Source organism: Arhodomonas sp. AD133 (genome assembly GCF_051195215.1).
In the GTDB taxonomy this organism is placed as follows: domain Bacteria; phylum Pseudomonadota; class Gammaproteobacteria; order Nitrococcales; family Nitrococcaceae; genus Arhodomonas.
Genome location: NZ_JBNAZM010000001.1, coordinates 236301 through 263199, shown reverse-complemented (window position 1 = coordinate 263199; position 26899 = coordinate 236301). Strand labels below are relative to the sequence as shown.

At 66.1% G+C, this 26899-nt stretch carries 19 protein-coding genes; 12 read left to right on the top strand and 7 right to left on the bottom strand.

What is annotated here, in order from left to right; all coding sequences use genetic code 11:
- Positions 1–329 precede the first annotated feature (329 nt).
- The 6 genes from proV to ACPEES_RS01035 all read left to right on the top strand — a co-directional run bounded on the left by proV (position 330) and on the right by ACPEES_RS01035 (position 9661).
- Entirely contained in the window at positions 330–1526 is a 1197-nt protein-coding gene (gene proV / locus ACPEES_RS01060; protein WP_435100005.1) for a glycine betaine/L-proline ABC transporter ATP-binding protein ProV, read from the top strand.
- A 6-nt stretch (positions 1527–1532) separates the two neighbouring features.
- Positions 1533–2384, top strand: a complete 852-nt coding sequence (locus ACPEES_RS01055; RefSeq protein ID WP_435100002.1) for an ABC transporter permease — start codon at positions 1533–1535, stop codon at positions 2382–2384.
- 75 nt (positions 2385–2459) lie between these two features.
- Positions 2460–3344, top strand: coding sequence for a glycine betaine ABC transporter substrate-binding protein (locus tag ACPEES_RS01050; RefSeq protein ID WP_435099999.1), 885 nt, complete (start codon positions 2460–2462; stop codon positions 3342–3344).
- Positions 3345–3590: 246 nt separating this feature from the next.
- Positions 3591–3866: an Lrp/AsnC family transcriptional regulator gene (locus tag ACPEES_RS01045; RefSeq protein ID WP_435099996.1), complete on the top strand. Its 276-nt coding sequence runs from the start codon at positions 3591–3593 to the stop codon at positions 3864–3866.
- Between the two features lie 557 nt (positions 3867–4423).
- Positions 4424–6715 (top strand): glycosyl hydrolase family 18 protein, encoded by a 2292-nt coding sequence (locus tag ACPEES_RS01040; RefSeq protein WP_435099993.1) that lies wholly within the window; start codon positions 4424–4426, stop codon positions 6713–6715.
- 189 nt (positions 6716–6904) lie between these two features.
- A complete protein-coding gene (locus ACPEES_RS01035) occupies positions 6905–9661 on the top strand; it encodes a DUF349 domain-containing protein (RefSeq protein ID WP_435099990.1) in 2757 nt (918 codons plus the stop codon).
- Here ACPEES_RS01035 and ACPEES_RS01030 read toward each other — a convergent pair.
- Positions 9631–10380, bottom strand: coding sequence for a UDP-2,3-diacylglucosamine diphosphatase (locus ACPEES_RS01030; protein WP_435099987.1), 750 nt, complete (start codon positions 10378–10380; stop codon positions 9631–9633). The genes ACPEES_RS01035 and ACPEES_RS01030 overlap by 31 nt on opposite strands.
- Positions 10381–10560: 180 nt before the next feature.
- On the opposite strand from ACPEES_RS01030, the gene rraA reads away from it, so the two are divergent.
- From rraA to ACPEES_RS01015, 3 genes are all read left to right on the top strand, one after another.
- Positions 10561–11040, top strand: coding sequence for a ribonuclease E activity regulator RraA (gene rraA, locus ACPEES_RS01025; protein WP_435099984.1), 480 nt, complete (start codon positions 10561–10563; stop codon positions 11038–11040).
- A 74-nt stretch (positions 11041–11114) separates the two neighbouring features.
- On the top strand, positions 11115–11555 hold the full coding sequence (locus tag ACPEES_RS01020; RefSeq protein ID WP_435099981.1) for a CBS domain-containing protein: 441 nt from the start codon (positions 11115–11117) through the stop codon (positions 11553–11555).
- 22 nt (positions 11556–11577) lie between these two features.
- Positions 11578–11982, top strand: a complete 405-nt coding sequence (locus ACPEES_RS01015) for an RNA-binding S4 domain-containing protein (RefSeq protein ID WP_435099978.1) — start codon at positions 11578–11580, stop codon at positions 11980–11982.
- 26 nt (positions 11983–12008) lie between these two features.
- On the opposite strand, the gene thpD is transcribed toward ACPEES_RS01015, so the two are convergent.
- From thpD to ectA, 4 genes are all read right to left on the bottom strand, one after another.
- Positions 12009–12926 (bottom strand): ectoine hydroxylase, encoded by a 918-nt coding sequence (thpD, locus tag ACPEES_RS01010; protein ID WP_435099975.1) that lies wholly within the window; start codon positions 12924–12926, stop codon positions 12009–12011.
- A gap of 552 nt (positions 12927–13478) precedes the next feature.
- Positions 13479–13874: an ectoine synthase gene (locus ACPEES_RS01005; protein ID WP_435099972.1), complete on the bottom strand. Its 396-nt coding sequence runs from the start codon at positions 13872–13874 to the stop codon at positions 13479–13481.
- A gap of 100 nt (positions 13875–13974) precedes the next feature.
- Positions 13975–15270: a diaminobutyrate--2-oxoglutarate transaminase gene (gene ectB / locus ACPEES_RS01000; protein WP_435099969.1), complete on the bottom strand. Its 1296-nt coding sequence runs from the start codon at positions 15268–15270 to the stop codon at positions 13975–13977.
- 10 nt (positions 15271–15280) lie between these two features.
- A complete protein-coding gene (ectA, locus tag ACPEES_RS00995; RefSeq protein ID WP_435099966.1) occupies positions 15281–15811 on the bottom strand; it encodes a diaminobutyrate acetyltransferase in 531 nt (176 codons plus the stop codon).
- 484 nt (positions 15812–16295) lie between these two features.
- On the opposite strand from ectA, the gene ACPEES_RS00990 reads away from it, so the two are divergent.
- The 3 genes from ACPEES_RS00990 to ACPEES_RS00980 all read left to right on the top strand — a co-directional run bounded on the left by ACPEES_RS00990 (position 16296) and on the right by ACPEES_RS00980 (position 18875).
- Entirely contained in the window at positions 16296–17612 is a 1317-nt protein-coding gene (locus ACPEES_RS00990; RefSeq protein WP_435099963.1) for an MFS transporter, read from the top strand.
- Positions 17609–18286, top strand: a complete 678-nt coding sequence (tsaB, locus tag ACPEES_RS00985) for a tRNA (adenosine(37)-N6)-threonylcarbamoyltransferase complex dimerization subunit type 1 TsaB (protein WP_435099960.1) — start codon at positions 17609–17611, stop codon at positions 18284–18286. The genes ACPEES_RS00990 and tsaB overlap by 4 nt, the downstream gene beginning before the upstream one ends.
- Before the next feature lie 136 nt (positions 18287–18422).
- A complete protein-coding gene (locus tag ACPEES_RS00980) occupies positions 18423–18875 on the top strand; it encodes an Hsp20/alpha crystallin family protein (RefSeq protein ID WP_435099957.1) in 453 nt (150 codons plus the stop codon).
- Positions 18876–18950: 75 nt separating this feature from the next.
- Here ACPEES_RS00980 and metE read toward each other — a convergent pair whose 3' ends face one another.
- The gene (gene metE, locus ACPEES_RS00975) at positions 18951–21236 is read right to left on the bottom strand and encodes a 5-methyltetrahydropteroyltriglutamate--homocysteine S-methyltransferase (RefSeq protein ID WP_435099954.1); all 2286 of its coding nucleotides are present in this window, start codon (positions 21234–21236) and stop codon (positions 18951–18953) included.
- Between the two features lie 98 nt (positions 21237–21334).
- Positions 21335–26896, bottom strand: a complete 5562-nt coding sequence (uvrA, locus tag ACPEES_RS00970) for an excinuclease ABC subunit UvrA (RefSeq protein WP_435099951.1) — start codon at positions 26894–26896, stop codon at positions 21335–21337.
- Positions 26897–26899: the final 3 nt, after the last annotated feature.

Genomic DNA, 26899 nt, shown 5'->3' with positions numbered 1-26899 from the left:
TGGTCAACCGTGATCCGATGGGCTCGCTCGGGTCGGGTAGTGCGGCGATGGTGGAGTGCGGGGGCATGGCAAATGCCGCCGCGACACGCTATACCCGTGCAAGTGCTGGCGACGCTGTAGCGGCTTGCGTGTCGACCGCAGATTGCCTAACCTGAAAAACTAGCTGTTTTCAATTGATGGCGCCTATGAGGCGCCCGCCGGGGGGCAGACGCAACGAGTCGGGTGATGGGCTTGCGGGTAAGCATCGTGGGCCGTGTGACGCTCGGGGCGATGGCGCGTGCGTGCTGCTCCGGGCGAGTATTTCCAAGCAACTAAGGGCCACGTGCAAGATGACTGACAAGATCGTCGTCGAGGGTCTCTACAAGATCTTCGGCCCTGATCCGGATGAAGCCTTTCGGCTCCTGGATCAGGGCATGGAGAAGGACGAGATCTTCGAGAAGACCGGTAATACGGTCGGCGTTCAGGACGCCAGCTTCACGATCAACGAAGGCGAGATCTTCGTGATAATGGGGCTGTCGGGGTCGGGTAAATCGACCATGGTGCGAATGCTCAACCGCCTGATCGAACCGACCAGAGGCAAGGTCTACGTGGACGGGCAGGACGTCACGGGGATGAGCAAGAAGGATCTCATCAACCTGCGCCGCCACGACATGAGCATGGTCTTTCAGTCATTCGCGCTCATGCCGCACCGTACCGTTCTCGAGAACGCCGCTTTCGGCCTGGAGGTCGCCGGCGTCGACCGCGAGCAGCGCGAGAAACGCGCACTCAAGGCGCTCACCCAGGTCGGGCTGAAGGCCAACGCCAACAGCTACCCGGACGAACTCTCCGGCGGCATGCAGCAGCGAGTCGGACTCGCCCGCGCACTCACCGCGGATCCGACGATCATGCTCATGGACGAGGCCTTCTCGGCGCTCGATCCCCTCATCCGCACGGAAATGCAGGACGAGCTCGTCGCACTCCAGCAGGAACATGCCCGCACCGTGGTGTTCATCTCCCACGACCTCGACGAGGCCATGCGCATCGGTGACCGTATCGCGATCATGCAGGGCGGCAGCGTCGTCCAGGTCGGCACGCCCGAGGAGATCGTGAGCAACCCGGCGAACGAATACGTGCGTTCGTTCTTCTACGGCGTCGACGTCAGCCAGGTCTACTCGGCCGGCGATATCGCCACCCGCAAGCAGGTGACGGTGATCGAGCGTCCGGGCGTGAGTGTGCACTCCGCAATGGAGCGCCTGCGTCAGCACGACCGCGACTTCGCGGTGGTGATCAGCAAGGATCGCGTCTACCAGGGCACCGTGAGCATCGACAGCCTCAACGAACAGCTGCAGAAGAGCAACCCGGAGCCCAACTACTCCGAAGCGTTCCTCCCGGAGGTCGAAGCGGTACCCCACGATATGTCCCTGCACGAGGTGCTCGGACGGGTCGCCGCGAGCCGCTGGCCCGTGCCGGTGGTCGACGGCGAGGGCCGCTATGTCGGGAGTATCTCCAAGACCGCCATTCTGCAGACGCTGGACCGGACGGGGTAGGACAACATGGCCATATTTTCCGAGAGCTTCGATCTGCCCGTCGGCGAATACGTCGAAATGGGCGTCGACTGGGTTCAGGACAATCTCACGCCGCTGCTGGATGCCTTCGCCGCCATCGTCGGGTTCGTGGCCGACGGCCTCGAGGATATCCTCATGTTCCTGCCGCCGGTGTTGCTGGCGCTGGTCCTCGTGGGCATCGCGTGGTGGCGCGTGGGCTGGAAGTTCGCCGTATTCACACTGGTTTCCATGGCGCTGCTGCTGGGCATGAACCTGTGGCAGGAAACCGTCGAGACGCTGGCGCTGGTGCTGGCATCGAGCATCGTCGCACTGGTGATCGGCATCCCGTTGGGAATCGCCATGGCGCGCAATGACATCGTCGAGCACATAGTCCGGCCGGTGCTGGATTTCATGCAGACGATGCCGGCGTTCGTCTATCTCATCCCCGCGGCCATCTTCTTCGGCCTCGGCAAGGTGCCGGGGACGATCGCGACGGTCATTTTCTCCATGCCGCCGGTGGTGCGCCTGACCAACCTGGGTATCCGGCAGGTGAGCAAGGAGAAGATCGAGGCCGGTCTTTCGTTCGGCTGTACCGACAGCCAACTGCTGTTCAAGGTCCAGATTCCGTTGGCGATGCCCTCTATCATGGCCGGTATCAACCAGACCATCATGCTCGCGCTGTCCATGGTGGTAATCGCCTCCATGATCGGTGCCGGCGGTCTTGGTAACACGGTGCTTACCGGTATCCAGCGACTCAACGTGGGCCTGGGCTTCGAAGGCGGGCTCGGTGTGGTCATCCTGGCGATCCTGCTCGACCGGATCACCCAGAGCTTCGGCCAGCGCAAGCGCGGCAAGACGTAACCGATCTCACTCGCACGCGACCGCAGACCGCGGCCGCGATCTGACTGCATGGAAAAGCAAAAGAGGAGAGCACTAATGCTCAACAAAGCCTCGAAGTTAATGGTCTCCGCTGTTCTGGGGCTGGGCATGGTCGCCAACGCCAATGCCCAGTCCGACGACCCGGTCCGTATCGGCTGGACGGCCTGGTCCGATGCCGAGTTCGTCACCAAGCTCGCCGAGAAACTGATCGAGGATCGGTTCGATCGCGAGGTCGAGCTCGTGCAGACGGATATCGCACCGCAGTACCAGGGGGTTGGCGAGGGCGATATCGACGTCATGCTGATGTCCTGGCAGCCGGGCACCCATTCCGACTATCTGGACCAGGTGAACAGTGACGGTGTCCAGGCCATCAATCTGGGCCTGCTCTACGGTAATGCGAAGCTGGGCTGGGTGGTTCCGGCGTACGTTCCCGAGAGCGAGCTCAGCTCCATCGAGGATCTCAAGAAGGACAGCGTCCGCGAGAAGCTCGACGGCACCATCACCGGTATCGACCCGGGGGCCGGCCTGATGCGGCTGTCCAACGAGACGGTCGAGGAATACGGGCTGGATGACTACAATCTGCAGTCCTCCAGCGGTGCGGGCATGACCGCCGCCCTCGAGCGCGCCATCGATCGCGATGAGTGGATCGTGGCCACTGCCTGGAATCCGCACTGGATGTTCGGTGCTTATGACCTGCGTTACCTGGAGGATCCGAAGGGCACGCTGGGCAAGGCGGAGCGCATCCACGCGTTCGCTCACGTGGGCTTCTACCAGGATAACGTGGACGTCGCCATGTTCCTCTCCCGCATGCAGCTCCCGCTGGATGAGCTCGAGGCGGCGATGAACAACGCCCAGCAGAATTCCTACGAGGAAGCCGTCGACCAGTACATCCAGGAGCATCAGGCCCGGATCGAATACTGGGTGACCGGCGACGTCGAGTAAGCCGACACGCTCAGCGTCGCGATACACAGCCCCGCCCTCGTGGCGGGGTTTTTTGTGCCGCCTCCGCTCACTCGAGGCGCTTGGCGTGCGCTTGACTCCTACATCATGCCGTCGCGCCGCCGCCTAGCGACAGCGGCGCCATGACGCGCAGACATGCAACGATATTCAGATACAGGACACTAGAATGGAGCGTGGGCGCGTAGACTTGGCCGCCTTGCAAACACATCGACACTGGAGGATCCGGGAATGGTTACAGCGATCGTGCTCCTGAATGCGGCGCGTGGGCGCGTGAACGAGGTGGCGGGCACTCTGGCCGATATCGACGGCGTCTCGGAGGTCTACTCGGTGGGCGGGCGCTACGATTTGGTGGTGATTATCCGGGTGCCGAGCAACGAGGCCCTTGCCGAGCTCGTGACCGAGAAGATGCAGAATCTGCCGGACATCGAAGATACGGAAACACTGATCGCCTTCAGGGCGCAGAGCCGCCACGACCTCGAAAGCATGTTCAGCATCGGGCTATAGTGGCCTGAATCGGCGTTTCGTTGCATTTCTGCGCGTCATGCCGCCGCTGTGTCTCCCGGCGGCGGCGCGCCGTTGCCATAGGCACCTCATCACGCCCCCTGCTGTCGCCGGGTGACTCCCGCCGTCTCCGCTGTAGCGTCGCGTCGTTTTCCGGCCGTTGTTCGTGCTACGCCATGACGCTCGCTGCATCGTGGCGTGCGCGTCGGCGGGCGTAAGTCCCTCCTCCATCCCCATGCGTGTGCCCACCGGCGCGCCCACGGGTCGTGCTCGACGCAACGACCCAATCCATACCTTTTGCGGCACTATATCGTGATTGTCCGTCTATAGGATATTTATTGGTTTCTTTATGGCCTTGAAAAGGCGTCGTTAATGTTCTATCAATAGGTTCGTCATCGATTGCACTGGTAAAAGCGGATCGAACTAATGGTATCTGGTCTTCTATTGGGCCGGGAGGTGTAGGCACGAGCGACGAACAGCAACGGACGAACCGGAGGAGAGAACGGTGGCCGGGACGATAGGGACGCCACCGTCACGGACGAGACAAAGGAGTGAGCATTATGCGATTGCTAAGGTATTCGCTGTGTCTGGCGGCGCTGCTCGGCGCTCAGCAGGGCATGGCGGCGGACTGCAAGCCCAAGGGGCTATACGACAGCCCCAACGCCGATCCGAACTACTGTGCGGTCTACGACGGCGACGGCCGCGAGACGCTGGGTGATGATCATGGCCGGCGCATCATCGGTTATTTCACGAGCTGGCGAAATGGCAACAACGGCTTGCCCGCCTACCTTGTCGACGATATCCCCTGGGACAAGGTCACCCACATCAACTACGCGTTCGCCTCGGTCGGCGAGGACAACCGCATTTCCATCGGCGACACGTCGGCGCCGGACAACCCCGCGGTGGGGATGACGTGGCCGTCGACCCCGGGCGCCGAGATGGACCCCGAGCTGCCGTACCAGGGCCACTTCAATCTGCTGACCCGGTACAAGCGCGATCATCCCGGGGTGAAGACGCTCATCTCCGTCGGCGGCTGGGCGGAGAGCACCGGCTTCTACGAGATGACCACCAATGCCGACGGCAGCATCAATCACCAGGGCATCGAGACGTTCGCCGATTCGGTGGTGGAGTTCCTGCGGACCTACGAGTTCGACGGGGTGGACATCGACTACGAGTACCCCACGTCGATGTCGAAGGCCGGCAATCCGGCGGATTTCGATCTCTCCGAGCCGCGGCGTGGCGCGCTCTGGGCATCCTACGAGGTGCTGATGCGGACACTGCGGGAGCGTCTCGATGCCGCCGGCGAGGCGGACGAGACCCACTACATGCTGACCGTGGCGGCGCCGGCGTCGGGCTACCTCCTGCGGGGCATGGAGACCTTCCAGGTGGCCCGCTACCTGGACTACATCAACATCATGTCGTACGACCTCCATGGTGCCTGGAACCGTTTCGTCGGCCACAACGCATCGTTGTACGACACGGGTGAAGACGCCGAGCTCGAGGAGTGGAACGTCTACTCCACCTCTCAGTACGGGGGCATCGGCTATCTCAACACGGACTGGGCCGTGCACTATTTCCAGGGCGCCGTGGCACCGGGCCGGATCAATATCGGCATCCCTTACTACACGCGCGGTTGGCAGGGCGTCTCCGGCGGCGAGAACGGACTGTGGGGCGAGGCACCGCATCCGGACAGCAACGAGTGCGCCGAGGGTCTCGACAAATGCGGCTGGGGTGCCGTGGGCATCGACAACCTCTGGCATGACAAGGACGCTGCCGGTGAGGAGATTGGTGCCGGTTCCAACCCGTTGTGGCACGCCAAGAACCTGGAACAGGGCATCGAGCCCGCCTACCTCACCGACTGGGGGCTGACGCCATCCTCCGATCCCGCCGATGTGCTCAGCGGCGACTACACCCGGCATTACGACGAGGTCGCGAAGGTGCCGTGGCTGTGGAACGCCGAGAAGAACGTCTTCCTGTCCCTGGAAGACGAGACCTCGATGGCTGAGAAGGTGGACTACGTCAAGCGCAACGGCCTCGGCGGCGTAATGATGTGGGAGCTCGCCGGAGACTACGCCTGGCACGAGGACCGCGGCGAGTACTACTTCGGCGAGACCCTCACCACGCTTGCCTACGACGGGTTCGTCACAGCGGCGCCTTACGCTGCTGAACATGCGAACCGTCCCGATCCGATGGAGGCGGTGGCCATCGACGTGGAGCTCATTGACTTCGCGCTCGGCGACAACAACTACCCCATCAGCCCCACGCTGCGCGTGACGAACAACACCGCGGTCACGTTGCCTGGCGGTACGGTCTTCGAGTTCGATGTGCCGACCTCCACCAGCGGTGACATCGCCGACCAGAGCGGCGCGGGGCTGGCGGTTACCGAGGACGGGAGCAACCCCACGGGCAACAACGTCGGCGGTCTGCTCAACGATTTCCACCGGGTGCGCTTCAGCATTCCCGGCTGGAAGTCGGTTGCACCGGGCGAGTCCCTGGACGTGACTGTCCGGTACTATCTGCCCATCGCCGGGCCGGGTCACTACACCGTGCGCATCGGCGGCACCGACTATGCGCTCGCCAGCGAGTTCCCGGGCAAGCCCCTGGCGCAGCTCGATGACGGCGATACCGGTGATGGCGGCGGAGACGCCGGCAGTTGCGCCGACCAGGGCATCGAGACCGACGATGTCAACACCTACCCGGACTGGCCGCGTACCGACTGGCAGGGGAATCCGTCCCACGCCAAGGGCGGCGACCGGCTCATCCACGATGGCATTCTCTGGGAAGCGAAATGGTGGACCCAGAGCGAGCCGGGTACCGGCAACAGCTGGAAGGAGATCTGCACACTCCAATAGGCCACGGCCATGGGCGGCGCCCCGGGGCGCCGCCCACTCACTTGCCCTCCGGACAGGGTCGCGATCCCGCGACCGCGGCTGGTCACGCCGGCGGCGGAAAGGCACAATCACACGATTACGGAAGGGGGCGGTGTCGCGGCCCCTTCGACCCCGTCGTAGTGGATGACCGTGATCCGAGCGGGAGAGTGGATGCTGTTACAACGATTTCGCCGTCCGCGCTGGCAACATTCCGACCCGGCGGTTCGCCGCGAGGCGGTGGCGCGGCTGGATGTGGAAGATCCGGAGCAAGCAGGGACGCTCGCGCGCCTGGCCGTCGAGGATGACGACCCGGGGGTGCGTGCCACGGCGATCCGCCGTGTCCATGACCTGTCGCTGCTCCAGCGGCGGATCGACGAAGACCAGGCTGCGACGGTGCGCGAGAGCGCGCGTGCGCGCTTTTGCCAGTTGCTTGCCGGCGGGGACCGGCTTGACGAGAGTACCCGCCAGGCGGCGATCTCCGGCTGTGACGATGCCCAGGTCATCGCCCACGTCGCACGCAACGCACGCGAAGAGGCGCTGCGAACGGCGGCGCTGGAGCGCGTGCGTGATTCCGGCGTGCTGGCGGAAGCCGCGTTGCACGATCCGGTGGCGAGGGTCCGGCGCTATGCCCTGGAGCGGATAACCGACGAAACCGTATTGCTGGATCTTGCCGAACGTGGTCGCCGGTTCGATCGCCGCGTCGCGCGTGTCGCGCGCGAGCGCCTCGATGCCGCGGCACAACGGCGGCGTGAGCGGCTCGCGCGGGAGCGTGAGCTCGTCGAGCTGTGCGAGCGGCTGGAAGCGCTGGCGGATGCCGAGCCCGGTGCCGAAACGAACGCCGAGCGCCAGCGCATCGTTAACCGCCGTGAGGCCCTGGGCGAGATTGCCAATCAGGGCCTCGTCGACCGATACGACGACCAGCTCGCCCGTGTCGACCGGCATCTCGCCGAAGCCGGCCGGGTGGCGCCGAGTGCTGCCGCCGCCGAGGCAAAGGTGGCGACGCCGGATAGTACCCTCGAGGATGTCATCGCGGAGCTCGAACGCGCCGACGCCCCCACCGTGGAACTCCTCAACCGCTTGCAGGCAGCGCTCGACGACGACACCGAGGCGGGCGGGCGACTGCGTGGGCGGCTGTGGCTGGAAGCGGGCAGGCGCTACCTGACGCTGGCCGGACAGATCGCGGATGTCGACGATGACCTTCACTCGCTGACCGAGCTCGACGAACGACTGGATTGGCCTGGCGATCTGCCGGTGCCGAAGGCGGTCGCGGGGCTACGCGAGCGTATCGCGCAATGGCGCCGCCGCGAGAGTGAACAGCAGGCCGACGACGCCGCTGCGCGCGAGGCTGAGCGGCGCTCTGCCCTGGCGGCGCTCGACGAAGCGCTGGACAGTGCCGAACGCGCGCTGGAAGCCGGCGAGCTGCGGCGGGCGCGGCGGGCCGTGGCCCGGCTGCGGCGCGCGGTCGCCCAGGTTCCCGGCTCTTTGGATCCGGGCCGTGAGCACCGCGTTGCCCGGGCCAGGGCACAGCTCGCCGAGTTGCGGGACTGGCGGCACTTCGCCGTCGCGCCCAAGCAAGAGTCCCTGTGTGAGGAAATGGAGCGTCTCGGCGAGGGGGACGGCTTCACCCCGGAAGCGCGCCTGACACGCATTCGCGAGCTTCACGAGGCCTGGAAGCAGACCGGCGGGTCGGATTCGGCACGAACGCGTGCGTTGTGGCAGCGCTTTCAGACGGCGACGGAACATGCTCGCGAGAGTTGCCGGGACTGGCTGGAACAGGAAGCAGCCCGGCGCGAGCGCAATCGCGAGGGCCGGGAGACGGTGTGCGCACAACTCGCGGAGTTCATGGCGAATGCCGACCGGAACGCCATGGAAACGCGGGAGCTCGATCGTATCCGGCGCACCGCGCGCAAGGACTGGCAAGACTTCACCCCGGTGGACACACGAGCGACCCGGGAGCTGACCCGGCGCTTCGAGCGACTGATGGACGAGCTCTCCGCGGTGATCGACCAGCGACGCGATCAGGCGCGCGTGACCAAGGAAGAGCTGGTGGAGGAAGCGCAGGGACTCACCGCGGCCGACGACCCCGAGCACGCGGCTCAGGAGGCCAAGGCCCTGCAACGACGGTGGAAGGAGGCCGGGCCGGCGCGGCCCGGGCCCGAGCGTGCACTGTGGAAACGCTTCCGGGAGGCCTGTGACGAGATCTTCGCGCGGCGGGACGAGGCGCGTGCCGCCCGTCGTGTCCGTGGCAACGAACGCGTGGCAGAGGCCGAAGCGCTGTGCGCAGAGCTGGAGCAGCAGGCCGGCGACGACGGGCATACTTCCAGCGATGCCCTGGCCGCGTCCGTGGAGGCCGCACGCCGCCACTTCGATGCCATCGCGCTGCCTGACGATCGCGTCGGCCACGGCGTCGCGCGACGTTTCGAGCGCGCCCGCCGCGCTGCCGAGGAACGCACCCGCACGCTGCGGGCCGAGGAAAGCGTTGCGGTGCTCGCCAGTGTCAGGGAGGCAGCTGCGGCGTGCCGGGACGCGCTGGAGCAGGGGACACCGGAGTCCGTGGACCTCAGTCGTTGGCTACCCGATGACGGACGCCTGGTCCCGGTGTTCGATGCGCTGCGCTCGCGGCTCGAGGGGGACGACCGGGCTCCCCTGGATGGTGAGGTTCTGCGCAGCCAGTGCATCCGTATGGAGATACTCGGTGGCGTGGACTCGCCGGCGGAAGATAACGAGCGGCGGATGGCGCTCCAGGTGGAGCGTCTATCCCAGGGTCTGTCGCAACGCCAGCCCTCGGAGGGGCCCGATGCCGGGCTGTGGGACTTGGTGGCTGAGTGGTACGGCGCCCCCGGCCAGCCGGCGGCGTTCGACGAGCGCTTCTACGCGGCTGCCCAGGCCGCATTGCGTCAGGTCAGCGGTAGCCCCGACAGCTCGTAGCGCCCGCAGCGGCAGCGCAAGACGCTGCCCTGCTCGTACCAGTCGCCGAGCACGATACGCTGCGCGGGCGTGCCGTCGAGCTGGAACTCATGCACCGCTGGCCTGTGGGTGTGCCCGTGGATTAGCCGGTGCACGGCGTGATGGCGCATGACAGCGGTCACTTCGTCGGTATTCACGTCCATCAGGTAGTCGTCGATACTCAGGTTGCGTTCGCTGCTTTCCGTGCGGGCCTGCGCGGCGTAGGCCTTGCGTTCCTCGACGCTCAGTGCGAGAAAGTTCTCCTGCCACTTCGGGTCACGAACGGTGGCACGAAAGCGTTGGTAGTCGTGGTCGTCGGTGCACAGCGCATCCCCATGGGAAAGCAGCACGGGCTCGCCATCGATGACGATGGTGGTGGGGTCGGGGAGCATCTGCGCGCCGGTGGCCTGCGCGAACCCCTCGCCAAGGAGGAAGTCCCGGTTGCCGCGCATGACCCACAGCGGCACCCCGGCGTCGGCGAGCGCGTGCATGGCTTGCAGCACGGGATGGTCCGGTGGCACCGCGTCGTCGCCGATCCACGCCTCGAACAGATCGCCGAGAATGTACAGCGCGCCGGCCCCGCGTGCCTCGCCGGCCAGAAACTCCATGAACAGTCGCGTGATCCGGGGGCGCTCCGGATCGAGATGCAGATCGGAGATGAACAGAACAGGGGCGCTGTGGCTGTCGTGCTGATGGGGCATGGTCTGGGCCTCGAGGTTGCCGTGAAGACCGGCGCGTGCGCGTGGGCCGGCCGTGCTCTGGATGCCGACTGTACCAACTGTCGGCCCCTGCGAGGCAGAGCGTGGCGCGCCTCTTGTCCGAAGGGGCGGCGCTGGGTACCGTGTCAACCGTCCCCTGGCAAGCGCACGGAGCAGCAACGTATGAGCAAGGCCACCACTGACCTCTCCGATGCCTACGGCGATGGCCTCCGGATTCTCGCGCCGATGTTCCTGGATTACGGTGGCCGTCGATCCTTTTCCGGACCGGTGGTGACGGTCAAGGTCTTCGAGGACAACACACGGGTGCGCGAGGCGCTCTCGGAAACCGGCGACGGGCGGGTGCTGGTGGTCGACGGCGGCGGGTCGCTGCGTTGCGCGCTGCTCGGCGACAACCTCGCGGCGATGGCACGCGACAACGGCTGGAGCGGAATCGTCGTGTACGGTTGCATCCGGGACTCCGGGGAAATCCGTGAGCTCGATATCGGGGTCAAGGCCCTGAACGTACACCCACGGCGCAGCGAGAAACGCGGAGAGGGCGAGCGCGATGTGGCGGTCACCTTCGCCGGCGTGACGGTCCGCCCGGGCGAGTGGTTGTACGCCGATGAGGACGGTGTAGTGGTCGCACGAGAGGCACTCGACTGAACGCCGGTGTCTGCCTATATACTTATCAGGGAGCGTTATACGCACAGGGAACATTTCGTCGGGGAGGGATGGTCATGCGGCAACCGGTCAGTAGTATCCTGCGGCAGAAGCCGCCTCAGCTGCATGCGCTCGGGCCGGAGTCGAGCGTCGACGACGCCGTGCGGCTGATGAATCGTTACAACGTGGGCGCAGTGCTCGTGATGGATCCGGACCAGCGCCTGTTGGGCATTTTCACCGAACGGGATGTCTTGCGCCGGGTGATCGACGGACGCCTCGACTACGAAGGGACGCGACTTGCGGAGGTGATGACCTCGCAGGTGCGGACGATCACGCCTGAAACCACGGTCGAGGACGCGCTCACCATCGTTGACCGGTATGCGTGCCGTCACCTGCCGGTAACCAGGGGGGACCAGGTGATCGGCATGATCTCGCTGCGCGATCTCACCGGGGCCCTGGTCGCTGACCGGGAGAGCGAAATCCAGCAGCTTACCGGTTATATCTCCGGCCGATACTGAGCGCGGAGCTGACGGGAGCGACATGGCCAACGCCGATAGCGACGCCGGCGTGCGTCTCGACAAGTGGTTGTGGGCCGCGCGTTTCTTCAAGACGCGCCGGCTTGCCACGGAAGCGATCAAGGGCGGCAAGGTCGACGTGGACGGCGTCCGCGCCAAGCCGGCCCGCGAGGTGCGCGTCGGGCAGGAAATACACGTGACCAAGGGCGCCTATGTCTTCGAGGTCACTGTCGAGGCGCTCTCCGACAAGCGCGGGCCGGCCACACAGGCGCGCGCGCTCTACACCGAGTCGGAGGAAAGCGTACGTCGGCGCGAGCGGGTACGAACCGAGCAACGGGCGGCCGCCGCTGCACTGCCCCAGGTTCACCATCGGCCCGATCGCCGGGATCGCCGGCGCCTGGCCGCCTTCAAGCGCGGCCAGGGCGGCTGACACCCCGCGGGTGCGCCGGCGTTCGTCTAGTCGTTCGCCGGCGTCAGCGGCGTGAAATCCTCGCGCTCGGCCAGAAAGGCGGGCCGGTGCTTGCTCGCCGCGTACGGTGCCGTCGGCACATTGCGGACGCTGTTGTAGACGAAGAACACGTTGCTACGAGGATCCGGCGACATGTTCGCGTTGGAGCCATGCAATGTGTTGCACTCGAACATCAACAGCGATCCCGCCGGGCCGGTGGCCGCCTCGATGCCGCGCTCCCGGCTCAATGCGGCGATGCTCTCTTCGTCCGGGACCCCTGCCTGTTGCACCTTCAGCGACGTCTTGTAGTTGTCTTCCGGGGTGAGGCCCACGCAAGGTACGAAGTACCGGTGCGAGCCGGGAATGAGCATCAGGGGGCCGTTGAATTCGTGGTTGTCCGTGAGGATGATCGAGCAGCTCACGGCTCGCATCCGCGGCATGCCGTCCTCGGTGTGCCACGTCTCGAAGTCCGAATGCCAATTGAAGCCCTTGCCCTTGAAGCCGGGCTTGTAGTTGATCCGCGACTGGTGGATATAGACGTCGCTCGCCAATAGCTGCCGGGCACGCTCGAGCAATCGCGGATCGCGGGCGAGCCGGGCGAGCCGGGCGGAGATCCGCGGCTTGTGAATCTGGAAGACCGAGCGGACCTCGTCGCTCTCGGGTTCGCGGATGACGCCTTCCCAGTCGCGAAGCCCGTCGTCGGCCTCGAGGCGGCGAAGCTCCTCGCGGAACTCGGCGACCTCATCGGGGCCGAAGAACCCTTCGAACAGGAGGTAGCCGTCGCGATCGAAGCGTGCCAGCTCCTCCTCACTGAGCGGACCGCTCCAGCGCCGGTCGTGGTCGGTGTGAATGACCGGATCCAGGCGCGGGATCATGGGCACCCGCTCAGCGGTACGGGACGGATACAGATCCTTGCTGTTAAGCATGGTCGACGCCTCCCTATTGCCTACGATCCAGAAGGAACACGTCCAGCCGGGTGCCTTCGGTCGCGGCAGGCAGGCGCCAGCGCTCGGGCACCCGGTCCGCCACGCGCTACGTCGCGAATCTGGTCTGCCTGCGAAGCGTCGCGGCGGCGAGCCGAATTGTCAGTCCTGTTCAGTACGCCCATGCGGGGCACCGGCGGCAACGCTACCGGAAAATCGGACGTACGTCTGAAATGCGCTCGCAATGCTACCAGCGACAGGTGCCCGCGTCACGTCTCCGGGCACCTGTCGCTGTTATCCGGGATACTGGGGGTTAACCGACCGTTCAACAAGTCCTGCCAGGGCACCGGGCTGGTGTGCCCGCTTGGCGGCAAAGTGCGTGAGCGTCGGTGTGGCCAGGGCACGTCAGGGCAGCGCAATGTCGCTAGCGAGCCGCGCCAGCGCTCCCTTCGGGCGCCATGACGCACAGGGGTGCAGGGACATTCCCACTCAGGGCACTGGTAATGGTGGGCGCTCGGGTGCGGGCGTCGGCGCGCGACGCCCGCGGAAACCGGGTCAGGCGTCCTCGGGAGCGGGGGCGTAGGCGCCGTCCTCATCGTGGACTTCCCGGCCCGTAACCGGGGGATTGAAGGCGCATACGAGGCGCATGTCCTCGGTGCCGCCGCGCAGGATGTGGCGGTCGTGCTTGTCCAGTGCATACAGCACGCCGTCGTAGATGTCGTGCACCTCGCCGGTGGCCAGGTCCTCGATGGTACCGTTGCCGGCGACGCAGTAGACCGCCTCCAGGTGGTATTTGTACCAGAGCTTGAGCTCCGCGCCTGCGGGAATGATGGTCTCGTGGAAGGAGAAGCCCATGCCGTCCTTCTTCAGCAGCAGCCGCCGGCTTTTCCAGCCCGGGCCTTCCACGTCGCGATCGGTGCCGATGATTTCTTCGAGTTTGACGATCTTCATGACCTGCCCTCGTTGACACGAAAGCAGGGGGCGGATCGACCGCCCCCTGGCGGATGGTCGTGCGTGCCGGCTCGCTGCAGGCTGCCGACCGCTGGCCGCATTATTCCCCCGAGGCGCGGGACGAGGCAATCCCGAGCTCGGCGATGGCCTCACTGAGTGCGGTGTCGATGATGTCGAGGCCCTTGTCCAGGTCTTCCTGTGAGGTCGTCAGCGGCGGGAGCAGCTTGAGCACCTGGTCGTCCGGCCCGGCGGTCTCGATGATGAGCTGGTGGGCGAACGCGCGCTCGGAGATCTTGCCTGCGAGGTCGTGATTCTCGAACTCGATGGCCTGCATGAGGCCGCGGCCGCGAACCTCCCCGTTGGTCTGCGGGTACTTCGCCACGATCTCTTCGAGGCGTTTGCGCACGTGTGCCCCCTTGGCCGCTACCTCGTTGGCGAGCTGGTCGTCCTGCCAGAAGACTTCGAGGGCGCGCCGGGCGGTCACGAATGCCGGATTGAAGCCGCGGAAGGTGCCGTTGTGCTCACCCGGCTCCCAGATGTCGTGCTCGGGCTTGACGAGGACCAGTGACAAGGGCAGACCGTAGCCGGACAGGGATTTGGACACGGTGATGATGTCCGGATCCAGGCCGTATTCCTCGAAGGAGAAGTACCGTCCCGTACGGCCGTTACCCGTCTGAATATCGTCGACGATGAACAGCATATTCAGCCGCCGGCAGAGGTCCTGGAGCTTTTGCAGCCACTCCTTGCTGGCCACGCGCACGCCGCCCTCGGCCTGGACCGTCTCGACGATGACCGCCGCCGGCACGCCGACGCCGCTGCCGCCGTCCTGTATCATCTTCTCGAAGTAATCGATGGTGTCGAATTCGCCGCCGAAGTAGCTGTCGTACGGCATCGACGCTGTGTAGGACAGCGGAACGCCGGCGCCGTCGCGCTTGAACTGGTTACCGGTCACCGACAGCGAACCGAGTGTCATTCCGTGGAAGGCGTTGGTGAATGCTACCAGCCCTTCGCGGCCCTTGACCTTGCGGGCGATCTTCAGCGCGCTCTCCACCGCGTTGGTGCCGGTGGGGCCAGGCAGCTGAATGCGGTGGTTCATGCCGCGCGGGGCGAGGATGATGTCGTGGTAGGCCTGCAGGAACTCGGCCCGGGCCACGCTCGCCATGTCCAGGCTGTGCGTGATGTTGTCACCGGCGAGGTAGTCGATCAGAGCTTCCTTCATCGCCGGGTGATTGTGCCCGTAATTGAGCACGCTGGCGCCGGCGAAGAAGTCGAGGTAGGCGGTGCCCTCGGTGTTGTAGAGGTAGGAGCCTCGCGCTTTCTCGAAAACGGTGGGGAAGCTGCGCACGTAGCTGCGCACCTCCGACTCGTAACGGTTGATGGCGTCCATCAGTTCCATCAGGGGTACCTCAGTAAGTCAATGTTTGAAGGTTCTCGGGGGAATAAGGACCGATTTCGAAGAGCTCTTCGTCCTCGTGCCCCGCTTCGGGGAAGTCCGCCGCCCGGAAGCACGGCCCCACCTCGCAGCCGGTGCCCAGGTCGCGGGCAATGGCGCGGAAGAGGGCGCGCGAGGCGGCGTTATCCGGCGTGATGGTGGTTTCCAGGACCGTGGCGCCCTGGCAGCCCGGTGCGCGGAGAAAAGCAGCGACGAGCCGTTTGCCGAGCCCCAGTCCCTGGGCGCGGGCAAGCACGCCGACCTGCCAGAGGAAGGCGGCTTCAGGGCGGTCGGGACGCCGGTAGCCCGTGACGAAGCCCACGATATCGCCGGCGTGTTCCGCCACTACGCAGGTGCGCGCGAAATCGCGCGCCATCAGCAGGTAGAGGTAGCTGGAGTTGAGGTCCAGCACACCGGATTCCTTGACCACACGCCACATCCCGGCCCCGTCGGCGACCGTGGGTTGGCGGAGGTGGATGTCGGCCACCTCGATCTTGTCGTTCACAGATGTACTCCTCCCGGTTGCATGCGCGGACCTGCCTGGCGCATAGCCTTGTGTTCAGGGTAGTGCACGTGAGGGCGCACGCCTCGCCACGGCAGCTCGCGTGGCAACGGGCGCTGCCCTGTGGCCGCCATCAGCAAGGCGATGGATCGAGTAAGCGAGTCGGGGAATTCGCGGGGGCTGCCGGGCAGGTGCCGAGGGATTTGAAATCCAAAGGATTTCGTCTCCGTCGCTAAAATTGGCGAATTATTAGACCATCGACGCCGTGGGTGGTCAAGATGTACCCTGTCGTGTGACTTTATTTGTTGAATATAAGTTATTGAATTTGATTTAATTTTATTGCCGTTCTCGATGGCGGCCGATAGTTCCGCAGCAGTGGTAACGGCGTCCACGCTTCGCTATGCTCCCGCTGGTCGGCCGCTCGACGTGCGATCGGACCGGCGCCGGTGCGCACCATCCCGGAGAACCCCACGAGCGTTCGAACCGCATGCGTTATACGCTTTCGCCATTCATTGCGCTGTTTCTCTCGTTCGGCTTGCTCCTCGCGGGCGGAGGCTTGCTCGGCACCCTGGTGGGTGTGCGCATGACCATGGAGTGGTTTCCCACCCAGGTCATCGGTCTGGTCACGGCTTGCTACTCGGTGGGGTTCGTGCTGGCCACCCGCATATGCGGCCGGATAATCGCCCGCGTCGGCCATATCCGCGCGTTCGCGGCGCTGGCGGCCATCGGCGCGACCAGCACGCTCGCGTACCCGATTTTCATCCTGCCTTCGGTGTGGGGCGCGATGCGCCTCGTTTACGGCTTTGCCATCGCCGGGCTCTATATGGTCGTGGAAAGCTGGCTGAACGACCGTACGCCGTCGGAGTATCGGGGCCAGGTCTTCGGCGTGTACAGCGTGGTCACCTACGTCGGCCTGGGGGCCGGGCAGTTCATGCTCTTGGTGGGCGAGCCGGCGGGGTTCGAGCTATTCAGCCTTTCCGCGGTGCTCATCGGGTTGGCGCTCGTGCCGGTGACGATCACCCGGACATCGTCCCCGGAGCTGCGGGAGACCAGCCCCATTGGCCTGCGCGAGCTCTACCGGGCCTCTCCGCTCGGTTTGGTGGGCGCTGCCGCGGCCGGGGTGATCAATGGGTCGTTTCTCGGCATGGGCCCGGTTTTCGCGCAGGGAGCCGGCTTCAGCCAGACCATGATCGCGGCGCTGATGGGGCTGACGATCGTCGGCGGGTTTCTGCTGCAGTACCCCATAGGCCGCCTTTCCGATCTGTACAACCGCCGCGACGTGATCGCAACTGTCTCCGGAGCGGTGGCGAGCTGCAGCTTTGCCATCGTCTACGTCACCGGGCTGAGCGAGCAGGCGGTGGTAGCTCTGGCGGTCCTGTGGGGCGGACTGGCGTTCACGCTTTATCCGCTGTCGGTGTCACTGACCACGGATTTCGTGGACAGCACGCAGTTGCTCGGCGCCAGCGCCGGGCTGCTGCTGGTCCACGGCATTGGCATGATCGTGGGCCCGGTGGTGACAGCGCAGCTAATGGGCATGATCGGCCCCACGGGACTGTTCTGGACGCTGGGAGGCGCGGCACTGTCACTGGCCGGTTATGCCCTGTTCCGTCAGCGGGTGGGCGAGCCACTGTCGGCGGCGGAAGCCACGGCGTACCATATGACGTCCAGCAGCTCGCCCTACACCGGGACGTTCGAGGCGTACGCCTCCGGCAACCTGCAGCTGGAGTTCGATTTCGACCACGAGGATATGGCAGAGGACGCGGACACCGGGACCGGTGACCGTTTCGCGGAGACGCACCCATGAGCGCTATGCTGGCGATCGACACGACCACCGAGGCCTGTTCCGTAGCGCTGACGACGGCGTCGGGGGTGTTCACGCGTGAGGCGGTCGTCCGGCGCGGCCACTCGCAGCATGTCCTTGACATGGTCACCGCCGTGCTTGCCGATGCGCAGACGGGGCTGGACCGGCTTACGGCGATTGCCTGCTGTCGTGGCCCCGGCTCGTTCACCGGTGTGCGCATCGGTGTTGGCGTGGCGCATGGCCTCGCCTTGGGCGCGGACTTGCCGCTGGTGGCAGTGTCCACGCTGGCGACCGTGGCCCAGGGCGCGTATCGCGCGTGCGCAGCCCCACGGGTGATGGTCGCGATGGACGCACGCATGGGCGAGGTGTACTGGGGCTGCTTCGCCATTCGTGACGGACGCGCGGCGCTGCAGGGTCAGGAGCGCGTCAGCGCGCCGGAGAATGTCGTGCTCGCCGGCGACGAGAGCGATTGGATGGGAGCGGGAACCGGCTTCGCAGCCTACGGTGAAGCGCTTGCCGCCGCCACGGGGTGCCGGCTGAGCCGGGTGGATGAAACCTGCCTCCCGCATGCGCGTGACTGCCTCACGCTTGCCCAGGCCGAGTATGCGCGAACTGGTGGTTCAGCGCCGGAAACGGTGGTGCCGGTGTATCTGCGGGATCGCGTGGCGGCAAGCTGAGCTCACCCACGGCTTGATGTATCAGTGGATTTCATCCGGTCAAGCCCTTGAAATTGCGGCTTCTACCTCCATGTAAAGCTGTGGAATCGCGGTGAACGTTTCATGGCGAGAACGCAGCTAGCAGGAGGTGAGGATCATGACGGAGGAGCTCACGCGCTATCGTCCCAGTCAGAATCTCACGGGCTTTGCCAACGAGTTCAGCCGGCTGTTGAACTCGCCGCTATTCGACCTCGCGCGGGATTTTTCCACCGTGGAAACCAGTCAATGGGTGCCCGCGGTGGATATCCGCGAGGACAACGAGCACTTCATCGTGGAGGCGGACGTTCCGGGCGTGAAGCCGGAAGACATCGAAGTGACGATGGACAATGGCGTGCTCTCGATTCGGGGTGAGCGCACCAGCGAGAGCGCGAGCGAGGAGGGGGGCGTGCGTCGCCGCGAACGTTCCCACGGCGTGTTCTATCGCCGCTTCACGCTGCCGGAGACCGCCGATCCGGAGGCGGTGAAGGCACGCGGCGAGCAGGGCGTGCTGCGCATCGAGATCGGCAAGCGTGAGAACGCCCGCTCCCGGCGCATCCCCGTGGAACGGTGACGTGCTGCCGACATGGGCTCGTTGGCACAGGACGAACGGCGGAGCCCGATCGGGCTCCGCCGTTTTTGCGTCGCACTAGGCGGCGATGTTCTCGCGAACGCCCTTGGCGGCGGCGACGAGGTTGGCCAGCGCGGGGCGCACTTCGTCCCAGCGGCGGGTCTTGAGGCCGCAGTCCGGGTTCGCCCAGAGTCGTTCGGCGGGGATCACCCGCGCCGCTGCCCGGAGGAGGTCCTGCATCTCCTCTTCCGTGGGCACGCGCGGGGCATGGATGTCGTAGACCCCGGGACCGACCTCGTTGGGGTATGCGAATCGCTCGAATCCGTCGAGGAGCTCCATATCGGAGCGCGACGCCTCGATGGTGATCACGTCCGCGTCCAGCGCCGCGATGCCGGCGAGGATGTCGTTGAACTCCGAATAGCACATGTGGGTATGGATCTGGGTGTCGTCGCGGACGCCGGAGACGGCGATGCGGAAGGATTCCACGGCCCAGTCCAGGTACGCCGCATGGCCGCTGCGGCGCAGTGGCAGCCCTTCCCGCAACGCGGGCTCGTCAACCTGGATCACCGCGATGCCGGCCTGCTCCAGGTCCACCACCTCGTCGCGCAGCGCCAGTGCGATCTGCCGGCAGGTCTCGGCGCGGGGTTGATCGTCGCGGGGGAACGACCACTGGAGGATCGTCAGGGGACCGGTGAGCATGCCCTTGACGGGACGTTCGGTGAGCGACTGTGCATAGCGGCTCCACTCGACGGTCATTGGTGAGGGCCGGCTCACGTCCCCGTAGATGACCGGCGGCTTCACGCAACGCGAGCCGTAGCTCTGTACCCAGCCCCCCTCGGTGAAGGCAAAGCCGGCGAGGTGCTCGCCGAAGTACTCGACCATGTCATTGCGCTCGGCCTCGCCGTGGACGAGCACGTCCAGGTCGAGCGCCTCCTGCTCGCGAATGGCGTGGGCAATCTCCTGGCGCATTGCCTCGTTGTAGTCCGCCTCGCTGATCCGTCCGGCCTTGAAGTCGCGGCGGGTGCGGCGGATCTCCGTCGTCTGCGGAAACGAGCCGATGGTCGTCGTCGGGATCAGCGGTAGCCGAAGCCGCTCACGCTGCTGTCGGGCACGTTCCGCCCAGGGGCTTCCGCGTTGCGCGTCGCGCTCGCTGATCTGCTCCATGCGCTGGCGAACATCCGGGTTGCGCACTCCGGGCGCATCGGCGAGGGCCTGACGGGCGGCCTGTGCCGCCTCGATCTCGGCGCCCGCGGCATCGCGTCCCTCGGCCAGTGCCTTGCGCAGGACGGCGAGCTCGTCGAGTTTCTGCCGGGCGAATGACAGGGCCCCCTTTATCGCGGGTTCCAGCGCACTCTCGCGCTCCTTGTCCACCGGAACGTGCAGCAGTGAGCACGAGGGTGCCAGCCACAGCCGCTCGCCGCGCGCCCTGGCCACGGTCTCGAGGCGTTCCAGCAGCGGGGCCGGGTCGGCACGCCAGATGTTACGGCCATCCACGATGCCCGCGGAGAGCACCCGATCCGCCGGCAGGGCACGATGGACGTCATCGAGCTGCTGCGGGGCACGGGCGAGATCCACGTGGAGTCCGTCGACGGGCAGCTCTGCGGCAAGGGCCAGATTGTCCTCCAGGCCGGCGAAGTAGGTCGCCACCAGGCGGTGCACCGGCGCGTCGGCGAGGGCGGCGTACGCCTCGCGCAGCGCCGTGCCCCAGTGTTCGTCCAGGTCCGTGGCGAGTATCGGCTCGTCGATCTGCACCCAGGAGACGCCGGCCTCGGCGAGGCGTGCGAGCAGTTGCTGGTACAACGGCAGAACCCGGGGCAGCAGCGAGCGGTGATCGAAGCCGTCCTCGGCGGGCTTGCCCAGCCACAGCCAGGTCACCGGGCCCAGAATCACCGGCTTGGGGGTGACCCCGAGCTTGCGGGCCTCGGCGATCTGCTCCAGCAGCTCGTCCGGGTTGAGCTCGAGGCGCGTGTTGGCAGTGAATTCCGGTACCAGGTAGTGGTAGTTGGTGTCGAACCACTTGGTGAGCTCACACGGCCACACCGTGGCCCCGGAGGCGGATTTGCCGCGGGCCATGCGGAAGAACGTGTCGAGGCTGTCGGGGGCGCCGTGCTCGAGGAAGCGCTCCGGCACCGCGCCGAGCATCTGTGTCGTCGCGAGGACCTGGTCGTACCAGGCGAAATCCCCGACGGGTACCAGGTCCACGCCGGCATCCGCCTGTGCCTGCCAGTGCCGGTGCCGCAGGTCCGCACCGACCCGGCGCAGTGCGCTCTGATCGATGTCGCCCCGCCAGTACTGCTCCTGTGCCCGCTTGAGCTCGCGGCGGGCTCCTATCCTTGGATAGCCCAAATTATGAGTAGCGTGCATTAAACGCTCCTTTTGCGTGAACAAAATTGGAGCGCCATTGTCGACCCGGGCTTATGTTGTGACAAACGAATAAAAAACAGATGTTAATTGAAAACCGTTCATGTTCCTGCCTCCTGCGTGTGCCGCGCCACATCCCGGCTGCGTTCCCGCAGGAACTCCGAGAGGATGTGTCCGGTGTGGGAGTCGGCCTCGGCGACGGTTTCCGGTGCGCCTTCCGCCACGAGCCTGCCACCGCTGTCGCCGCCCTCCGGCCCCATGTCCAGCAGCCAGTCTGCCTCGGCGATGATGTCCAGGTTGTGCTCGATCACGGTCACCGTGTTACCGGCCTCGACCAGCCGGTGAAGGACGCGGACGAGTTTTTCCACGTCGGCCATGTGCAGGCCTACGGTCGGTTCGTCGAGCACGTACAGGGTATGCGGCGACTTCCGCCGACCGGTATCGGGACGCGCCTTGGCGAGCTCGGTGACGAGTTTCAGCCGCTGGGCCTCGCCGCCGGACAGGGTCGGGCTCTGCTGGCCCAGGGTGAGGTAGCCGAGGCCGGTATCCTGGAGCAGGCGCAGGGCATGATGGATCTTGGCGTGGGCGGCGAAGAAGTCGACGGCTTCGTCGACGCTCATGTCGAGCACGTCGCCGATGGACTTGCCGCGCCACTGCACGGCCAGGGTCTCGGGCGTGAATCGCATGCCCCGGCAGACGTCGCAGGGCATGGTCACGTCCGGCAGGAAGCTCATCTCGATGCGTTTGACGCCCTGGCCGTCGCAGCCGGGGCAGCGGCCGTCCCGGGTATTGAACGAGAAGCGCCCGGGGCCGTAGCCGCGGATGCGCGCCTCCTCGGTCTGGGCGAAGAGCCGGCGGATGTCGTCCCAGAAGCCCACGTAGGTGGCGGGGCAGGAGCGCGGTGTCTTGCCGATGGGCGTCTGGTCCACCTCGAGTACCCGGTCGACGCTCTGCCAGCCCTCGATGGCATCGCAACCGCGCAGGGCGGGCCGCTGCTTCTTACGGCGCTCGGCGATGAGGCGCTTGAGGTTGCCGTGCACCACCTCCCGCACGAGCGTCGACTTCCCGGACCCGGATACACCGGTAACGCAGACCAGGCGCTCCAGGGGAATGCGTGCGTCCACGTAGCGCAGGTTGTGGCGGTGCGCACCGGTGATGCGGATTTGCTCGTCGGCTTCGGCACGGCGATGTTCGAGCAGGGGGTGGCGCAGCGGTTCCGCCAGGCAGCGGCCGGTGGTCGAGTTGGGATTCGCGAGGAGGGCGTTGACATCGCCCGCGGCCACCACGCGGCCGCCGTGCACGCCGGCGCCCGGTCCGAGGTCGATCACGTGCTCCGCGCGGCGGATGGTGTCCTCGTCGTGTTCCACCACCACGATGGTGTTGCCCTTGCCCTCCAGGCGCGCGAGCGTGTCCAGCAGCATGCGGTTGTCCCGGGGGTGCAGGCCGATGGTGGGCTCGTCCATGATGTAGCACACGCCCTGGAGGTTGGAGCCGAGCTGTGCGGCGAGCCGGATACGCTGCGCCTCCCCGCCGGAAAGCGTGGGCGCGCCGCGCTCCAGCGTCAGATACCCCAGGCCCACCTCCCGGAGAAAGGCGAGGCGGTTGGCGATTTCCGGAATGATGTCCCGGGCGATTTCCGCCTCGCGTCCGGTCAGGGCGAGCTTGGCGACCGTGGTTGCCGCCTGCTCCACGGATTCCGCCGTGAAGTCGGCGATACTGCGCCCGCCGAGACGTACCGCCAGCGCCACCGGGTTGAGGCGACGCCCGTCACAGGCCGCACAGGTTTCCGGGGCGCCCTCATCCGCCTCGTTGGGTGTCCAGGTACGTTCTTCGCCGGTCTGCTCGGCATCGAACCCGGGCAGCACTTCACCGGTGCCGTAGCAGCCCGGGCACCAACCGTGCTTGGAGTTGTAGGAGAAAAGTCGCGGGTCCAGCGCTTCGAAGCTGCGTCCGCAGCCGGGACAGGCGCGCTCAGTGGAAAGCAGGATGTCGTCGCCGTCGTGCTCCACCTTCACCGTGCCCTTGCCGTAGTCCAGGGCCTGTTCCAGGGCGGCGCGCAGAGCGTGCTCGTCGTCCGCATCGACCGTGACAGCCGCCACCGGGAGATCGATGTCGTGTTCCTGGTAACGGTCCAGGCGCGGCCAGTCATCCGTGGGCAGGTCGTCACCGTCCACCCGCAGATGCGGGAACCCTTTGCCCGATGCCCATTTGGCGAGATCCGTGTAGTACCCCTTGCGGGCGGCGACCAGTGGCGACAGCAGACGTATGCGTCGCCCACGATAGTCGCGCAGCAGCCGTGCGACGATGGCCTCGGTCGTTTGCTCTTCGATGGGAATGTCGCAGTCCGGGCAGCGCTGGGTGCCGAGCTTGACGAAGAGCAGCCGCAGGAAATGGTAGACCTCCGTCATGGTCGCGACCGTGCTCTTGCGACCGCCCCGACTGGTGCGTTGCTCGATGGCCACCGTCGGTGGAATGCCGAAGATGGCGTCCACGTCCGGGCGTGCCGCCGGCTGGACGAACTGCCGTGCGTAGGCGTTGAGGGATTCCAGGTAACGCCGCTGCCCCTCGTTGAACAGGATATCGAAGGCGACCGTGGACTTGCCCGAGCCGGATATCCCGGTGATCACCGTCAGCTTGTTGCGCGGCACGTCCACATCGATGCCCTTGAGGTTGTGCTCGCGGGCGTGGTGAACGTGGATCTGGTCGCGGTGGGCATATGCCGGGGGGGCGTCGCGCACCCCGGCGTCGGTGTGGCCGGCGTCGGCGAGGTGCGTCATGTCCCGGGCGTGGCTGTAGGCGAGCAGAGCACGGCCGGTATGGCTCGCACCCTCGGCCACGATCGCCTCCGGTGGACCGGCGGCGATTACCTCGCCGCCCCGGTCGCCGCCCTCCGGGCCCAGGTCCACGATCCAGTCGGCCGCCTGCATGACATCGAGGTTGTGCTCGATGACCACCAGGGAGTGCCCCGCCGCGATCAGGCGGCGGAATGCGCGCAGTAGTACGGCCACATCGTCGAAATGCAGGCCGGTGGTGGGCTCGTCGAATAGGAACAGCAGCCGCTCGCGTTCGCGCTTGCGTCCGGCCACCTTGGCCAGGTACCCGGCGAGCTTGAGCCTTTGTGCCTCGCCGCCGGAGAGCGTCGGCACCGGCTGGCCGAGCTTGAGGTAGCCAAGGCCCACGCCTTCCAGGGGCTCCAGTGCTCGCTGCACTTCCGGGTAATCGGCGAAGAACGTCATCGCCTCGGTGACGGTCATCTCCAGCACTTCGGCGATTGAGCGGGGTCGAGCGTCAGCGCCTTTCGACGGCGGCAGCTTCACCTCCAGCAACTCGTCGCGATAGCGCCGGCCGTCGCAGTCCGGGCAGCGCAGGTAGACGTCGGATAGAAACTGCATCTCCACGTGCTCGAAGCCGTTGCCGCCGCAGGTGGGGCAGCGACCGTTTCCCGCGTTGAAGCTGAAGGTGCCCTTGGTATAGCCGCGTTCGCGGGCCAGCGGCTCGGCGACGAAGGCCTTGCGGATGGCATCGAACGCGCCCACGTAGCTCGCGGGATTGGAGCGGGTGGTTTTGCCGATGGGTGACTGGTCCACCAGGATGACGTCGTCGATCGCCTCGTGTCCCTCGATCCGCTCGTGTCTCCCGGGTGCATCGGTGGGGCGGCCCTTGAGCTTGCGCAGGCCGTTGTAGAGCACCGTGCTCATGAGCGTGGATTTCCCCGAGCCGGAGACGCCGGTGAGCACCGTGAGCCGCTCCAGCGGCAGGTGCACGTCGATGCCGCGGAGATTGTGCTCGGCGGCTTCCCGCACGCTGATCCAGCGTTCCGGCGGCGAATTCGGTGAGGGATTATCGGCGACGATGCGGCGACGGCCGGTGAGGTAGTCCGCTGTCAGCGACGACTGCGCCTCGAGTAGCGTCGGCGGCGATCCCTGAAAGACGATACTGCCGCCGCGCTCACCGGGACCGGGGCCGATGTCGATGAGCCGGTCGGCGGCGAGCATCACCTGGGGGTCGTGCTCCACCACCAACAGAGAGTTACCGGCGTCGCGCAGTCGGTGCATGATCTCGACGATGCGCTGCATGTCCCGTGGATGAAGGCCGATGCTGGGCTCGTCGAGCACGAACAGCGTATTGACCAGCGACGTGCCGAGCGCGGTGGTGAGGTTGATGCGTTGAACCTCACCGCCGGATAGCGTGCGTGACTGGCGATCGAGGGTGAGATAGCCGAGCCCCACCTCCGTGAGATAGCGCAGGCGCGAGCGAATGCCCTCGAGCAGCAGCTCTGCGGCCTCGTCCAGGGGCGCGGGCAGCGATACGTCCTGGAAGAACCGGTAGGTGCGCTCGATGGGCAGGCGCATGAGGTCGTGCACATTGAGTCCGGGCAGCGTGGCCAGACGCTCCGGCGCCAGCGTGGCGCCATGGGGCCGGAAGCGCTGCTCGCTGCCGAGCACGGCGTCGGCGTCATTCCGGGAGCCGAGCCGCCAGGCGAGGGCTTCGGGTTTGAGGCGCGCGCCGTGGCATACGGGGCAGAGATCGTAGCTGCGGTATTTCGACAGCAGCACGCGCACGTGCATCTTGTAGGCCTTCGACTCCAGCCAGTCGAAATAGCGTTGCACGCCGTACCAGGTGTCAGGCTCGTCCCAGTCGCCCTCGCCGTCGATCACCCAGTCGCGCTCGCTTTCGTCCATCTCCTGCCAGGGCACGTCGGTGGCAATGCCGCGACGCCTGGCGTAGCGCATGAGATCGCGCTGGCATTCCGCCGACTGCCCGGACTGCCACGGGCGGATCGCGCCCTCGGAGAGACTTAGACGTGGGTCGGGTATGACCAGGGAGTAGTCGATCCCCATAACGCGGCCGAAGCCGCGACAGTGATCGCAGGCCCCCATGGGGGAGTTGAACGAGAACAGATTCGACTGCGGTTCGCGGTAATGAATGTTGCAGTCGGGGCAGTGTAGCTGCGAGGAAAAGCGGTGCACCGCGACCACGTTCCGGCCGGCGTCGAGGATCTGCACGGCGACATGGCCGCGCCCATGATGCAACGCCGCTTCGAGCGCCTCCACGATCCGATCGCGCCGATCCTCGCTGAGACGGACCCGGTCCTGGGTGACCGTCAACGCGCCGTTGTCATCCTCGATCCGGGTATAGCCCTGGCGCTCGAGGAGCTGGCGGATTTCCCCGGCGCTGAAATTCTCCGGTACGTGGATGCGGAAGCGGATCACGGCGCGTTCTTCCGGGGCCCGTTCGAGCAGGCGCGCGAAGATGCCGTCGGGGCTGTCCCGCTGGACATGGCGCCCGCAGCCGTTGCAGTAGAGAGTGGCGGCGCGCGCGTAGAGTAGCTTCAGATGGTCGTTGAGCTCGGTCATGGTGCCCACCGTGGAGCGGGAGGTGCGCACCGGGTTGGTCTGGTCGATGGCGATGGCCGGCGGTATGCCGTCGATACGGTCCGCGGCGGGCTTGTCCATGCGGTCGAGGAACTGCCGCGCGTAGGGGGAGAATGTCTCCACATAGCGGCGTTGCCCCTCCGAGTACACGGTATCGAAGGCGAGCGACGACTTGCCGGAGCCGGACACGCCGGTGACGACCACCAGCTCCCCCAAAGGCAGGTCGAGATCCAGGTCGCGAAGGTTGTTCTGGCGTGCGCCGCGGATGCGGATGACGTCGTCGCTCAAGGC